The organism is Bradyrhizobium sp. LB8.2 (genome assembly GCF_040548035.1).
Taxonomy (GTDB): Bacteria; Pseudomonadota; Alphaproteobacteria; order Rhizobiales; family Xanthobacteraceae; genus Bradyrhizobium.
In genome coordinates this window covers 53,997-66,538 of record NZ_JBEPQV010000012.1, presented here as the reverse complement: position 1 = coordinate 66,538, position 12,542 = coordinate 53,997, and the positions used below count along the sequence as shown (strand labels likewise).

Here is a 12,542-nt window from a genome sequence, read left to right as displayed (position 1 = left end):
TTCTTTTGGGACGTCTCGTATCGCGGAACCGGAATAAGCGGGCGCGCCTCGGGTTGAAATCCGGCGGCCAACGATAAACATCCCCACGGCTTCGCAAGCTGACGGCGCCGGATTTCCCGCGGGTGACGACAAGATCTGCAAGAACTGGACGTCGAGCACGCAAGGCGCGGCGGTTGTCGGCCACGCCGATCGTCAAGGCCTGCGCGATGACGAACCATCGAAATCGTGGAACAACTCGCATCCCTCGCGCGGCCCCGATGGCGGCTGCTCGCAGGCCAATCTGAAGAGCACCGGCGGCGACGGCCTGCTGTATTGCTTCGCGGCGAATTGAGGCGCGGAACTCTCTCCCCCGTCATGGCGTTCGTGGTTGCGTGCTACACTCGCCGCAACGCAATCACGGATCCCTCCCATGAAGTACGAACTCTATTATTGGCCCGAGATCCAGGGCCGCGGCGAATATGTGCGGCTGGCGCTGGAAGAGGCGGGGGCGGCCTACGTCGACGTGGCGCGCGGTCCGCACGGCACGGCTGCGATGATGAAGATGATGGACGCGCACAAGGGCACGCCGCCCTTTGCGCCGCCGTTCCTCAAAGCGGGAAAACTCATCGTCGGCCAGACTGCCAACATCCTGCTCTATCTCGCCGCCCGCCACGCCCTCGCCCCGAAGACGGAGGCCGGCCAACTCTGGCTGCATCAGCTTCAGCTCACGATCACCGACCTTGTGGTCGAGATTCACGACACCCATCATCCGCTCGGACCCTCGCTCTATTACGAAGACCAGAAGCCGACGGCGAAGAAGCGCACGGCCGATTTCTGGGGCGAGCGCGTGCCGAAATATCTCGGCTATTTCGAAGACCTTTTCACCGGCAATGGCGGCGCCTATATCACCGGCCGCAAGCTGACCTATGTCGATCTCTCGCTGTTTCAGATCGTCGACGGCCTGCGCTACGCGTTTCCGAAGCGCATGAAGGCGTTCGAGAAAGATATCCCGGGCCTCGTCGGCCTGCGCGATCGGGTCGCCGCGCGGCCGAACATCAAGGCTTATCTCGAAAGCGAGCGCCGTATTCCCTTCAACGAGCAGGGCATCTTCCGTCGGTATAAAGAGCTCGATAATTAGCCGGTCCGGAGGGAGGCTGGCGGCAGCCCCCGTTCCGGACCGGCCGTTTCGGGCGCGATCAATCGCCCGAACACGTCGTGGCTTTCGAGCGCTTGCCAACGCTTCAGAACATCGTCGCGCCTTCCTTCCGTGCATCGCACAGGAGAGTGATGCGCACTCACCATGCGCCGGGCAGCAGGCGATAGCGCACGCGCGTCATATAATCGGAGTAGCCCGGCAGGCCTTCGCGCAACGTGCGCTCCTCGATGCGAATGCGGGCTGCAAACAATACGAGGACGAGCGGCACCATCAGAAGTCCCCACCACGAGCCCAGCAGCAGCGGCACGCCGGCGAAGAACAGGATCATGCCGCTGTACATGGGATGGCGCACATGCGCGTAAGGCCCGGTCGAGATCACGCGCTGCGCGCGCTCGGCTTGCAGCTTCACCACGGGCGCGGCGAACGAGTTCTCGCGGAAGACCCAGAGGATGAAGAGCGTCGAGAGCAGGAATAATGCGAGGCCGAGCATCTGCAGCGCGAGCGGCATGTCGGAGGATAGCGTGCGCCGGTCGAGCCCCATCGCGGCCAGCCAGACCAGCATCACGACGACGAAGGCGATCATGAACACCTTGTCGGCGGCCGGCTGGTCCTTTTGCAGGACAGGCCGCAGACGTTCGGCGAGCAAGGCAGGGTCGATCCGGTAGAGCCACCAGCCGCAGAGCGGGCCGAGCAGGGCGCAGGTGGCAAGGAACACCCAGGCCGAAGGCCAACGCATCGTCCCGGCGCAAGCGAACAGCAGCGCGCCCATTGCGACAGTGGTAATCGTGTTCTGTAGCAGCAGTTTTGCGATCATGCGCAGGTCTCAGGGTAGACGCGCACGATATTGGTCCCATTATCCGGCAAAGATGCGGCCGGACGCGCGAAAGGCCCGATCGACCGGATCGGGCCTTTCATTGCGAAACGGACGGATCAGGCGAGCTGATCGATCCGCGTACCCTGACCCGGCGGCAGCGGCGCAGGCGGCGGCGGCTTATAGGTCGGGTCGTTGTCCTTGGTCTGATCGTCCTGCTGCTTGGTCGCGTCGTAGCTCGGCACCACGATCGCGATCGGCGGCGGCGAAACGGTAGAAACGCTCATCCACAAATCCTCACACATGGAAACAATTGACCTTGCACCGCGAGGCGCGAAATTTCCTTCAAGGCAATCGTTAAAATGCGAACGATCCGGTGCGGTGGGATGTGCTCTCGGATCTCTCCTCGTCATTGCGAGGAGCCCTTGCGACGAAGCAATCCAGTCTGTCATCGCGGAGACAGTTTGGATGTGCTTCGCTACGCTCGCCCCGCCTATTCGTCCCTGCCGCGCGTGATCGCGATGGACGCGTCGGTTTTGGTGCGGGTGCATTCCATGTTGAGACGCCGATAACGCATGCTGATCTTGTCGCCGCGCAGGAGTCCCATCCGCTTCAGGCAGCGTGTCGCGCCCGTCGTCGTATCATCCTTCGTCACGGTGAAGACGATCGCCGCCATCGACCCCACCAGCGCAAAGAACTCCGGCTTGGGCTTGCGATCGCCCTTGGCATAGAGCTCGATCGAATATTTGTCGCCACGGCAGGCCACAGACAATTCCTTGGCCGCGGGGTGCGTCAGGTAGACGACATTGGCGGCGCGGAAATTCACCTTGAGGCGATCGACCTGGTTCGCCAGCTCCTTGGCGCTGTCGTCGCAGCGGTCGGCGCGTGCGGGCGAGGCGAGGGTCACAAGGCCGGCGATGGCGGCGGCGACCAGGATCGCGCCGCGGACGTTCAAGTTCAATGTCATGATAAAAAGCCCCTTATGGGGCGTATTCAAGCGTCGTCCCGCGCGTAGCGCAAGGGGTGCGCCCAGGGTCTTCACCGGCATCATGAGGGACACGTGTCCGCCCGAGAGCCGCCGAAAAACGGTCGCTATGCCGCCGAATCGGGATGCCCCGACCGCACCAGACCGCCTTCCCTTTGCGGCAAAAAAGCTTAGAACGCTTCTATGAAAGGGGCCCATGCGAGGGCCCCAAAACCCCGAGATTTCAGCCCATGAACGCTCCTACCGCCTTCCCCGACCCGTCAAAACCCGTTCCGCCCTACAAGCACACGCCGCTGTTTCCGCTGGGCAGGGACGAGACGCCCTACAAGAAGATCACGGCCGAGGGCGTGCGGGTCGAGAAGGTCCTGGGGAAAGACATGCTGGTGGTGTCGCGTGAGGCACTGCGGGCACTGTCGGAAGCGGCCTTTGGCGACATCAACCACTATTTGCGGCCGGGGCATCTGAAGCAGCTCCGCGCGATCCTGGAGGACGGCGAGGCGAGCCCGAACGACAAGTTCGTCGCGCTGGATTTTCTGAAGAACGCCAACATCGCGGCCGGCGGCGTGCTGCCTATGTGTCAGGACACCGGCACCGCGATCATCATGGGCAAGAAGGGCTGCAACGTCATCAGCGACGGCGACGACGAGGCCGCGCTCTCGGAAGGCGCGCGCGATGCTTACCTGCGCCGCAATTTGCGCTACTCGCAGGTCGCGCCGCTCTCGATGTACGAGGAGAAGAACACCGCCAACAACATGCCGGCGCAGTGCGAGATCTACGCCGAGGGCGATGACGCCTACAAGTTCATGTTCATGGCGAAGGGCGGCGGCAGCGCCAACAAGAGCTTCCTGTTCCAGGCCACGCCCTCGGTGCTGACCAAGGACCGGCTGCTGGCCTTCCTGAAGGAGAAAGTGTTGACGCTGGGCACTGCTGCGTGCCCGCCCTATCACCTCGCCATCGTGATCGGCGGCACCTCGGCCGAACTCTGCATGAAGACGGTGAAGCTCGCCTCGGCCCGCTATCTCGACGCGCTGCCGACCCACGGTTCGCCCGACGGCAACGCGTTCCGCGATCTCGAAATGGAGCAGGAAATTCTGAAGATGACGCAGTCGCTCGGCGTCGGCGCGCAGTTCGGCGGCAAGTATTTCTGCCACGACGTGCGCGTGATCCGTCTGCCGCGTCATGGCGCCTCGTTGCCTATCGGGCTCGGCGTGTCCTGCTCCGCTGACCGCCAGGTGCTCGGCAAGATCACGAAGGACGGCGTCTATCTCGAAGAGCTCGAGCACAACCCGGCGCAGTATCTGCCGCAGGTGGAGCAGGCGCTCGGCGGTGAGGTCGTCAAGATCGACCTCAACCAGCCGATGAAGGATATTTTGGCGACGTTCTCGAAGTACCCGACCAAGACACGGGTCTCGATGAGCGGCACCATGATTGTCGCGCGCGATTCCGCGCATGCCAAGCTGCGCGAGCGGTTGGATAAGGGCGAGCCGCTGCCGGACTATTTCAAGAACCACCCGGTCTATTACGCCGGGCCCGCCAAGACGCCCGAGGGCTACGCCTCCGGCGCGTTCGGCCCGACCACCGCAGGCCGCATGGATTCCTTCGTCGACCAATTCCAGGCTGCCGGCGGTTCGATGGTGATGGTCGCCAAGGGCAACCGGGCACCTGCCGTGCGCGAGGCCTGCAAGAAGTATGGCGGCTTCTATCTCGGCTCGATTGGTGGCGCCGCGGCGAACCTTGCCGAGCACTGCATCAAGAAGGTGGAGGTGCTCGAATATCCCGAGCTCGGCATGGAAGCGATCTGGCGCATCGAAGTCGTCGACTTCCCGGCGTTCATCATCATCGACGACAAGGGCAACGACTTCTTCAAGGAGTTGAATTTGGGCTGAGGCGGCGTTCCCCGGATGCTGCGCAGCATGAAATGATGCGCTGCTGATCCGGGGTCCATTTTGGCAGCATGGGTCCCGGCTCTGCGACGCACCGCTTCGCGCTGCATCGCGTCCGCGACACGAGACTTACTCGCTCAGCTACAATTGGTGACCTGGTTGGAGCACTGCGCGCGCCACCAGCCACGGACGTCGTCCTGACTCTCGACAAGGCCCCAGAGGCCGCTGCAAGCAAGGCTGCGCTTCGGCCCGCCGTCGGTGGTCCGATAGGCCGTGCCGGCGACATAGCCTGCCGGCACCATAGCGAGCGCGCTTGCCTGCCACGCCGGTTCGGCATCGTCCGCGCGCGCCGAGTGCGCGCACGGTTGCCGCGCGGCTTACGCGCGCGTGCCGGTGAATGGGAAGCTGCCCATCGGGCCGATGCCCATCTCCCCGCTCATGCTGTCGCCGGAGACGGTTCCGATGAATTCGAGCGTCAATGGCATCGGATTGGTGATCGAGACCTTCCAGTTGACGGCATCTCCGCTGACGGCGCCGTCGAAAATCTCGGCGGTATTGCCTTCCGCACCCTGCGTGCCGTTGAGCGTGCCGCCAGCGGCCGTGAGGCTCAGCGTCGCCTTGCGCTCGCCCATGGGCGTCGTCATGGTCAGAGTCCAGTTGCCGTCCACGGCCATTCGGGTCTCCCAAAATTCCGGCGGACCGCGACGATCCGCGGGCCAGTCCCGGGTCGAGCGTATAGCGCAACTCGCAGCAGCTGCCTACGCTCCGTTGGAGGCATTCAGGCGCGGGCGGCCGCGCGTCGTCGGCTGGTGACGATGAGGCGAAGCACGACATACTGCACGGCAAAGGCGAGGATCTTGGCGCCGCCTGCGACCACCGTGATGTAGAACACCCACAGCTTCAGATCGCCTGTGAAGGCGACCGCGATCATGCCGGCACCGATCACGAACATCAGCCCCGCCCAGGCATAGCCCGCGGCCGTCACATATTCCGGGACGGTCTCGACGACGATCGCCGGCATGTAGCGCAGCATCCAGCCGCGCTTGAGCATGATGAGGCCGATCGCGAAATGCGCGATCGAGGGCTTCGCCAGCATGAAGCGGGGATCGTTGGTCAGCAGCGTGACCGTGCCCAGCACCACGACGAGCGCGACGCTCGCATAGGTCATGTAGTTGAGCTGCTGTCCCTTGACGCGGGCGTAGATCACCTGCGCGATTGCTCCGGCAATCGCAGCCGACGTTGCCAGGACGATGTTGTCGGTGATGAGGTAGATGACCAGGAAGACGATGGCGGAGAGGAAGTCGGAAGCGAGGCGGGCGAATACGTCCTTCATCGTCGATCCTGTTCAGCGTGTGTGGGGCATTGCGCTGGATGGCGTAGCGTACTTGATCTGGCGATACTCCGGATACCATTTTGTGAAATAGATCGCGCTGTTGCGGGCCGCGAAGGCGACCGCAAGGCTCGACCACAGCGGCAGGCCGGGGACATAGAGCAGCACGAGATTGGCGGCCGCCATCAACAGCGCGGCCGCGGTCCATGCGCCGGTGATGACGTAATTGGCATTGAGAAAGACGGGCAACGCCGCGGTCTCGGCGGGCACGGACTCGAGCGCGTATTGCAGCGTGAAGGGACGGCGGACCAGCATCGAACCGAGCGAGATGACGAAGATGCCGATGTCGACCGACAGCTTGACACCGAGCGTGCCCAGCGCCGGGTCGAACAGCGCGAGGTGGAGGCCGATCGCGGCAAACAGCAGCGCCGAGCCCATGGCCAGGATCTTCACGGAGCGGCCGCGCACGACATCGATCGCGACGGTGGCGAGACAGATTGCCGCGGCCACGAACACGCTGATCGTGGCCGATGTCGTCAGCATCAGGAAGGTGTAGGCGCCGTAGGGCGCGAGGATCAGGAAAATCGCCATGGTCCGCCTCGGTCAGGCCAAATCTTTACGATGTAAAGATCAGTAGTTCAGGGACGAAGCAGGGTCAAGCGATATCTTTACAGTGTCAAAATGACGTAAGCGACTTCCAAAACTGAATTGTGGCAACGGCTTGCTCGGTGATTTCGTCAGCGAATTCCGCCCAGGGCAGGCGCGACAGGACGGGTAGCGCGCAGGCGATCGAGAGGCCGAGGGCGAGCAAGATACCGCCGTTGAAGATGGTTTGGCCGCTCCGCCTCAGCCGGATCATCTGGAGTAAGAGCGCGGCGCAGATCAGGACGAGGACGACGAGACAGTCCGCAGTGATCGAGGGCATGTGCATCAGAGACCTCTACGGTGATATCCGCGATGACGAGGGATAGCTACTGCGCGCCGACCCAATTGCCGTGAAAGCCATCGGGCACGCGGTGGCCGAGCTGCACCATTGCGACGGGGCCGGCCTCGACATCGGTGGCATTGAACACGGCGAGGTCGCTGCGGTTCTCTCGCGCACGCCAGACCACTGCGAGCAGCCAGCCGTCGCCTTCCGCTGCATCCGTCGATCGCTCGACGAACACCGGTTCGGAAATGGTGTCGCCGGCCGGCAGCAGATAATGGCCGAGGCGCTTTCCGTTGCCGTCGACATGAACGATGCCGGACAGCGCGCCGAACATCGGCAGCCGCGGATTGGCGCAGGCGTACCAGCCGTGACGGTTCATCAGTCCGGCGCGGCGGTCGTCGATGCGCGGGAATTCGCCGGTGAGATCGTCGAGATAGGTCTGCTGGAAGCGGTCGGTATTCCCCGAGAGATCGAAGGTCCAGCGGCAGTGCCGGGCAAACGATTTCTTGGGATCGGTGGGTGTGCCGTCGGGATGGGTAAATAGCGGTGCTTCCTCGAACTGCATGACGTCGGCGATGATGCGGTCGCCGTCCTCCCACGCATTCATGACGTGGAAGACGTAGCAGGCTTCAGCGCGAAACCAGACGATGTCCTTCGCGCTGCCCTTGCGCTTGACCACGCCGACACAGGCGCCCTTGTCCGGCTCCCAGGCATAGGGCGGCCGCCCGCTCATCGCACGCTCCATGCTGCCGGTGACGGGCAGGATCGGAAACAACACATGGTTCGCGGTGACGATGAAGTCGTGCACCATGCTGGCATAAGGCGCTTCGAACCGTTCGAAGCGCGTCGCCTTGCCGGACGCGTCGATCGACCCGTAGGAGAGGGCAGGCGTCAGCGGTCCCGCGGCGTTGTAGCCGAAGAACACCAACTCGCCGGTGACGGGATCGACCTTGGGATGGGCTGTAAAACTGCCGGCGACGCGGCCCTGATAATTGTGATAGCCGCGCGTCGCGAGCGTGCCCGGCTCGATCTCGGTCGGCAGGTGCGCTTCTTCCAGCGCCAGCAGCTTGCCGGCATGGAAGATGATGTTGGTATTCGCGACGCCGCCGTCGGTGAGGTTCGCTGGCGCATCCGGCAGCTTGCGGCCGAAGCCGCCGAACAATGCGCGGCCGGCATCGTGCTCGGCCAGCCATTTCGGCGTGCGGACCCAGCGGTTGCGATAGCTGGCGCGGCCGTGATCGAGGTGAAAGGCGTGCAGCATGCCGTCGCCGACGAACCAGTGCGCGCCGGGCGCGTCGAACTGGGGATTGGGGCCGTTGCGATAGAGCGTGCCGTTCAACTCGCGCGGCAATTCGCCGATGATCTTGAGGAACGGTGCGTCGGCCTCGAATGGAATCGGCGCGAGGTTGTGGCGGCGTTCGGCAACGGCGTCCTGCTGCACGGTCTATCCCTCCGTATCTTTACATCGTAAAGATGAAATAGTTCCGATCGTCGCGGCCGTCAAGTGAAATCTTTACACTGTCAATATTGCGTCTTATAGCTTGCTGATGGGCAAGAGCGATACCAGGACCGAATCCCCGCGGCGCGCGCGCACGTCGCGAAAGACATCGTCGGCAGCGACACCGCCGCGTTCCGCGCGACGGCCGGCGAGCGTCAAGACCGAGGCGCCATATCACCACGGCGCGCTGCGCGAGGCGCTGCTCCGGGCCGCCGAACGGGTGCTGGAGCGCGAGGGGCTCGCCGGCCTGACATTGCGCGCGGTGGCGCGCGAGGCGGGCGTCTCGCATGCCGCGCCCACCCATCATTTCGGCGACCTCACGGGACTTCTCAGTGAGCTCGCGGCGGTCGGCTTCCGCCAGTTCAATGCGGCGATGGCGTCATCCTGTGACGCCGCTACCACGCCGCTCGCGCGCGCGCTGGCGCGGCCGAAAGCCTATGTCGCCTATGCCCAGGCTCATCCCGGCATGTACGGCATCATGTTCCGCACCGAGCGCCTCGACTATTCCAGGCCGTCGCTGCACGAGGCGGCCGAGGCTTCTTTCGCCGGGCTCGCCAATGCCGTCGGCATGATGCGGCAGGAGCAGATCAGCGGCGATGCGCTGACGCTCAATCAGGGCGCCGCGATCGCACGCGCCTGGTCGATGGTGCACGGTTTTACCACGCTGCTGCTCGACGGACGGCTTTCGGACATTCTGGGACGGCTGCCCGAGGGGACGACGGCCGAACGCCTGCTCGAGGCGATGCTGATGGCACCCATAACCGGGAAGCCGCCGGGTCCCTGATCAATTGGGACATGATGCCAGGCGAACGCCTAGCGCATCGTCGCCAGCTCCACGGCGCGGCCGCGGGCGCCGATGATCTTCACCTCGTCCTTGCCGCAGCGAAAACTGCGGGCAAAATCGTCTGCGGCCTTGCGGGCGAGTTCATTGCTGTTCGGGTTAGCGATCGCGTCGATATAGGCGACGTGGCAGACCGGTCCCGGCGGCAGCCGGGTCACGACGAGCATGGCCTTGGTGTTCGGCCGCCCCTGCTTGTCGGGGTCGGTGCCATCGGCGATGTGCCAGCGCTGAATGATCGCAAACGGTTTTGCGGCCGCTGCGCGCCACTCGACGGTGGTTTCGGACGAGTTGAACGGGCCGAACCAGACTTTTGCCGCCGGTTCCTCGGCCGCCGCCTTGCGATTGCGGCCGACGGAAACGATTTCGCGAAGATCGTCCTCGGCAATCAGGACCACGAGACCATCCTTGCCCTTGCAGACCCGCGTGGTGCTGCCGTCGAGCTCGCCGGGCTTGCCGATTTGACGGCAATCCTTCGGCGCCGTCGAGGTGTAGGCGCTGCCCATGGATTGGGCTGCGGCGCAGTCGAGACCGGTGCACAACAGCAACACGGCCATGCCTGCGGTGGTGATGTGGTTCATGACAACGCCTTTGATCGAGCGGGAACTCCGTACCATCAGACGTCTTGATTGTGGGCAAGGTTCAAACAGCGTCGACAGACACCTGACAGCGGCGCGGAATCGTTCTAGAAGGGCGGCTTCGCTTGAGGCATCGGGCCTCGTTCGCGGTCCTCTTTCTCCTGATCATGACAGCCATCTCCTCGCAAAAATCCTATCGTGTCGGCCGCTCGAAAACCGGGCTCGGCCTCTTCGCCACTCAGCCGATCAAGAAGGGCACCCGGATCATCCGTTATTACGGACCGATCCTGGACTCGCGGATTCCCGAGCAGGACGACATCGAGAACAAATACCTGTTCGAGCTCAACGGCCGCTGGACCATCGACGGCTCGGTGCGCAAGAACCTCGCGCGCTACATCAACCATTCGTGCCGGCCCAACGCCGAATCCGACGTCCGGCCGCGCGAGCGCAAGGTCTTCATCCGCGCCATCAAGAACATCGAGCCGGGCGACGAGATCAACTATGACTACGGCACCGACTATTTCAAAGCCTATCTGAAGCCGATCGGCTGCAAATGCGCCTCATGCGAGAAGAAGCGCAAGAAGCTTCGCGCGGAAGCGCGGGTCGAGCGCGCCAAGGTGAAGGCGCGCGCGGAACGTAAAGCGCAGAAGGCGGGGGCGAAGGCCGCCAAAAAGAAGAAGCTCAACGGCCACGCGGTTGGCAAGAAGAACGGCCGCGCGCGGGCGTAGCCTGCACTTGCGCACTCCCGCCGTCCTGGATGCCCTGGCTTGACCGGGGCATCCTGGACGCCGCGGCTTATCCGCATACGTCCACTGTCTCTGGAATTCTGTCTCTGGAAGAATGCGTCGCCCGGTTAAACCGGGCGACGACTGGTAGCGATAAGCCTTACGCCGCCACCACGCTGCCGCTCTTGCGCAATCCCACATACTGCAGCTCGGCAAACACGCCGGTCGCAATCGCCTGCGCCACGACCATGAGCTCGCCGGCAAGGTTCGGCGACACCGCGCCTGAGAACAGCAACGCGATGCTGCCGACCGTCCAGGCCGCGTTGCCGACCACGACCAGCAGCACGAGCGGCTTCGCCACAGAGGCGCGCGAGGCAAGCCAGCCGACGAGCGCGGCATAGGCGATCAGGAACAGGCCGGTCTCGCGCAGCAGCGCTTCGGGCAGGTTGAACAGCGACGCGAACGCGCCGGCGCCGAAAGTGAGACCGAGAGCGGAGACGCCGCTGAAGATTGCGTCGGCAAGAAGCGCGCGGCGGAGGAAGCTGGATGCGTCGATCATCGTGATCTCCATGGTTGGGTTGGGCTCGAGGTGAAACTCAGTGCAATCCGCGCCACCAGGCGCGGAGCAGGCGGGCGAGACGGAACGGGCAGAGCGTCCTGCCGACGCTGTGCTCGAAGGCTGTGACCTGCGCGACGACATAGTCGCCGGTCGAATGCACCAGCGGCTCGGGCATGTTGAGGCTGCGCGCCAGCATCCGGGTTGCGAACGCCATGGCCCAGGGAACAAGGTGGTCTGCGACGGTCCGGTAGAGCAGCAGTGCGATCATGATCGTCTCCTGTTGCGACCGAAGATGCGCCGGCCCGTGGCCCAATTCGATTACCTCCGACGTAATGGAAGAGCCGAAATCCGCGTGCTAGGTTTTCGACCATGAACGCACATGCATCCACGGCACAGGCCGAACGCAGCCAGCCAGTCCATATCGGCGACCATTTGCGCGAATGGCGGCAGCGCCGTCGCATGAGCCAGCTCGATCTCGCAGGCGAAGCCGAGATCTCGGCGCGGCATTTGAGTTTCGTCGAGACCGGCCGCGCCGCACCCTCGCGTGACATGGTGCTGAGGCTCGCCGAACGTCTCGACGTGCCCTTGCGCGAACGCAACGTGCTGCTGGTCGCGGCCGGCTATGCCCCGGCCTTTCCGCAGCGCCCGCTGGAGGATCCTGCCTTGAAATCAGCCCGCCAGGCGATCGACCTCGTCCTCAAAGCGCATGAACCCAATCCGGCGCTGGCTTATGACAGGCACTGGAATCTGGTCTCCGCCAACCGCATGCTGGCGCCGCTGCTCGCCGGCATCCCGGAGCGGCTGCTAGGCCGGCCCTTGAACGTGCTGCGGCTCGCTTTGCATCCCGAGGCGCTGGCGCCGCGCACGGTCAACCTTGCGGAATGGTGCGGGCATCTTTTGGAGCGGCTGCACCGGCAATGCGAGGCAACCGCCGATCCCGAGCTGATCAGGCTCCACAACGACCTGAAGAGCTATCCGATCCCGGCGCGCGCGGCGCCGCTGTCGAGCGACAATGTCGCGATCCCCTTCAAGCTGCGCCATGATGGAGAGATACTAAGTTTCTTCTCCACCACCATGGTGTTCGGCACGCCCGTCGACATCACGCTGTCGGAGCTGGCGCTGGAGACGTTCTTTCCGGCCGACGAGCGCACAGCCGAACGGCTGAAGCAGATGGCGGCAGCCATGACCTAGCACCCATGACCTAGCACCCTTGCCTCGGGGCGGGTTCGGCTTATCTTGGGGCGAACCCGCGAAGTGCCCGAAGGAGGCCCT

General features: G+C 64.0%; 15 protein-coding genes and 3 pseudogenes. 6 read left to right on the top strand and 12 right to left on the bottom strand.

Translation table 11 applies throughout. The features are described 5' to 3' along the window. Nucleotides 1-76 precede the first annotated feature (76 nt). Both ABIB06_RS16765 and ABIB06_RS16760 read left to right on the top strand, forming a co-directional pair. Nucleotides 77-331, top strand: a pseudogene (locus tag ABIB06_RS16765) (lectin); the annotation flags it as partial. A 78-nt stretch (nucleotides 332-409) separates the two neighbouring features. Continuing rightward, a complete protein-coding gene (locus ABIB06_RS16760; protein WP_354046198.1) occupies nucleotides 410-1,117 on the top strand; it encodes a glutathione S-transferase in 708 nt (235 codons plus the stop codon). Between the two features lie 157 nt (nucleotides 1,118-1,274). On the opposite strand, the gene ABIB06_RS16755 is transcribed toward ABIB06_RS16760, so the two are convergent. The 3 genes from ABIB06_RS16755 to ABIB06_RS16745 all read right to left on the bottom strand — a co-directional run bounded on the left by ABIB06_RS16755 (nucleotide 1,275) and on the right by ABIB06_RS16745 (nucleotide 2,913). Then, nucleotides 1,275-1,949 (bottom strand): methyltransferase family protein, encoded by a 675-nt coding sequence (locus tag ABIB06_RS16755; RefSeq protein ID WP_354046200.1) that lies wholly within the window; start codon nucleotides 1,947-1,949, stop codon nucleotides 1,275-1,277. Between the two features lie 116 nt (nucleotides 1,950-2,065). Continuing rightward, nucleotides 2,066-2,233: a hypothetical protein gene (locus ABIB06_RS16750; RefSeq protein WP_354046202.1), complete on the bottom strand. Its 168-nt coding sequence runs from the start codon at nucleotides 2,231-2,233 to the stop codon at nucleotides 2,066-2,068. Between the two features lie 206 nt (nucleotides 2,234-2,439). Continuing rightward, entirely contained in the window at nucleotides 2,440-2,913 is a 474-nt protein-coding gene (locus ABIB06_RS16745) for a hypothetical protein (RefSeq protein WP_354046204.1), read from the bottom strand. Nucleotides 2,914-3,161: 248 nt separating this feature from the next. Between ABIB06_RS16745 and ABIB06_RS16740 the strand changes: the two genes are divergently transcribed. Next, nucleotides 3,162-4,817 carry a fumarate hydratase gene (locus ABIB06_RS16740; RefSeq protein WP_247351926.1) on the top strand — a complete coding sequence of 552 codons (1,656 nt, stop codon included), beginning with the start codon at nucleotides 3,162-3,164 and terminating at the stop codon, nucleotides 4,815-4,817. A gap of 134 nt (nucleotides 4,818-4,951) precedes the next feature. On the opposite strand, the pseudogene ABIB06_RS16735 reads toward ABIB06_RS16740, so the two are convergent. The 6 genes and pseudogenes from ABIB06_RS16735 to ABIB06_RS16710 all read right to left on the bottom strand — a co-directional run. Continuing rightward, a pseudogene (locus ABIB06_RS16735) lies at nucleotides 4,952-5,074 on the bottom strand (SH3 domain-containing protein); the annotation flags it as partial. A gap of 117 nt (nucleotides 5,075-5,191) precedes the next feature. After that, nucleotides 5,192-5,488 carry a hypothetical protein gene (locus ABIB06_RS16730; protein ID WP_247351923.1) on the bottom strand — a complete coding sequence of 99 codons (297 nt, stop codon included), beginning with the start codon at nucleotides 5,486-5,488 and terminating at the stop codon, nucleotides 5,192-5,194. Nucleotides 5,489-5,592: 104 nt separating this feature from the next. Beyond that, entirely contained in the window at nucleotides 5,593-6,147 is a 555-nt protein-coding gene (locus ABIB06_RS16725; RefSeq protein ID WP_354046206.1) for an inner membrane-spanning protein YciB, read from the bottom strand. 12 nt (nucleotides 6,148-6,159) lie between these two features. Beyond that, nucleotides 6,160-6,735 (bottom strand): hypothetical protein, encoded by a 576-nt coding sequence (locus ABIB06_RS16720; protein WP_354046208.1) that lies wholly within the window; start codon nucleotides 6,733-6,735, stop codon nucleotides 6,160-6,162. A gap of 77 nt (nucleotides 6,736-6,812) precedes the next feature. After that, a pseudogene (locus ABIB06_RS16715) lies at nucleotides 6,813-7,075 on the bottom strand (hypothetical protein). Nucleotides 7,076-7,115: 40 nt separating this feature from the next. Continuing rightward, complete coding sequence (locus tag ABIB06_RS16710) at nucleotides 7,116-8,513, bottom strand: carotenoid oxygenase family protein (protein WP_354046209.1); 1,398 nt, start codon at nucleotides 8,511-8,513, stop codon at nucleotides 7,116-7,118. 106 nt (nucleotides 8,514-8,619) lie between these two features. Between ABIB06_RS16710 and ABIB06_RS16705 the strand changes: the two genes are divergently transcribed. After that, complete coding sequence (locus ABIB06_RS16705; RefSeq protein WP_354046211.1) at nucleotides 8,620-9,354, top strand: TetR/AcrR family transcriptional regulator; 735 nt, start codon at nucleotides 8,620-8,622, stop codon at nucleotides 9,352-9,354. A 29-nt stretch (nucleotides 9,355-9,383) separates the two neighbouring features. Here ABIB06_RS16705 and ABIB06_RS16700 read toward each other — a convergent pair whose 3' ends face one another. Then, nucleotides 9,384-9,989 (bottom strand): hypothetical protein, encoded by a 606-nt coding sequence (locus ABIB06_RS16700; protein ID WP_354046213.1) that lies wholly within the window; start codon nucleotides 9,987-9,989, stop codon nucleotides 9,384-9,386. Nucleotides 9,990-10,153: 164 nt separating this feature from the next. On the opposite strand from ABIB06_RS16700, the gene ABIB06_RS16695 reads away from it, so the two are divergent. Beyond that, nucleotides 10,154-10,714: an SET domain-containing protein gene (locus tag ABIB06_RS16695; RefSeq protein ID WP_354046554.1), complete on the top strand. Its 561-nt coding sequence runs from the start codon at nucleotides 10,154-10,156 to the stop codon at nucleotides 10,712-10,714. Nucleotides 10,715-10,871: 157 nt separating this feature from the next. On the opposite strand, the gene ABIB06_RS16690 is transcribed toward ABIB06_RS16695, so the two are convergent. Together ABIB06_RS16690 and ABIB06_RS16685 are read right to left on the bottom strand one after the other, a co-directional pair. After that, nucleotides 10,872-11,270: a hypothetical protein gene (locus ABIB06_RS16690; protein ID WP_247351908.1), complete on the bottom strand. Its 399-nt coding sequence runs from the start codon at nucleotides 11,268-11,270 to the stop codon at nucleotides 10,872-10,874. A 37-nt stretch (nucleotides 11,271-11,307) separates the two neighbouring features. Further along, a complete protein-coding gene (locus ABIB06_RS16685; RefSeq protein WP_354046215.1) occupies nucleotides 11,308-11,538 on the bottom strand; it encodes a hypothetical protein in 231 nt (76 codons plus the stop codon). Nucleotides 11,539-11,639: 101 nt separating this feature from the next. On the opposite strand from ABIB06_RS16685, the gene ABIB06_RS16680 reads away from it, so the two are divergent. Further along, complete coding sequence (locus ABIB06_RS16680; protein ID WP_354046217.1) at nucleotides 11,640-12,461, top strand: helix-turn-helix domain-containing protein; 822 nt, start codon at nucleotides 11,640-11,642, stop codon at nucleotides 12,459-12,461. Nucleotides 12,462-12,542: the final 81 nt, after the last annotated feature.